This window comes from Micromonospora sp. CPCC 206060 (genome assembly GCF_036906895.1).
Lineage (GTDB): Bacteria > Actinomycetota > Actinomycetes > Mycobacteriales > Micromonosporaceae > Micromonospora.
In genome coordinates, this window is sequence record NZ_JBAKHU010000255.1 from 1 (window position 1) to 881 (window position 881).

At 73.9% G+C, this 881-nt stretch carries 1 pseudogene; it reads left to right on the forward strand.

Annotated features, from left to right (window positions below):
• Positions 1-114: 114 nt before the first annotated feature.
• Positions 115-881, forward strand: a pseudogene (locus V6U90_RS33585) (hypothetical protein); the annotation flags it as partial.

Below are 881 nucleotides of genomic sequence, written 5' to 3' on the forward strand. Positions count from 1 at the left end.
CCGGACGCCCTCACGGCGTCGTCCTGGCCGGCGGGGCCGGCCGCGTCGTCCTGGCCGGCGGGGCCGGCGGGGCCGGTTCCCGGCATTGATGCGACCGACTGGCACGGTACTGCGATGCCCACCGACCCCAACCAGCCGGGCATCTTCAATCAGCCCGGCGACGGCAGCGGGAACCCCGGCGCCTGGGGCACCCAGGGGCCGGGAATGGACTGGCAACCATCCCCAGCGGTGCCCCACACCGACGCTGGCACTCTCTACGCCGGCGAGCCACCCACCACCCCCGCCCCACTCCACCCCGACCAACCCCAACCCCAACCCATTGCGGGCAGCCGGCGGGTGCGCAACAAGGATGAGGCCCGGGCGCTGTTCGACCAGCACGCCGGCCACATCGCCACCACCACACTGCGGCAGCTGCGGCAGCTGCGGGATCTGCAGCGGCTGTGGAACGCCCTGATCGACCATATGGACGACAACGGGCTCATCGCCGTCAGCGAGTCAAAACTCGCCGATGAGACATCCGCATCGCCTTCGGGGGTGCATGGCCGGATGGTGGCATTGCGCCGCCTTGGTCTGCTGCAGCTGGTCGAGGAAACAGACGGTGGCCTGCCGGCGCAGTACGGGGTGACCGCTCCGGGTCAGCCCCGGCAAGCATCGTTGCCGGGCCCTGCCCCCGGACCGGACCGCCCGCAGCAGGGTGCGGACCTGTCCTGGCTGAACCACGGGGGGACGTCGCCGATGTCCGGGCTGGTACCTGCCCCGCCGGCGGACACGGGTCTGCCCGGGCTGCCCGGGCTGCCCGGGCTGCCCGGGCCGCTGGGCGACCCGGGCGTCCCCACGGCGTCGTCCTGGCCGGCGGGGCCGGCCGCGTCGTCCTGGCCGGC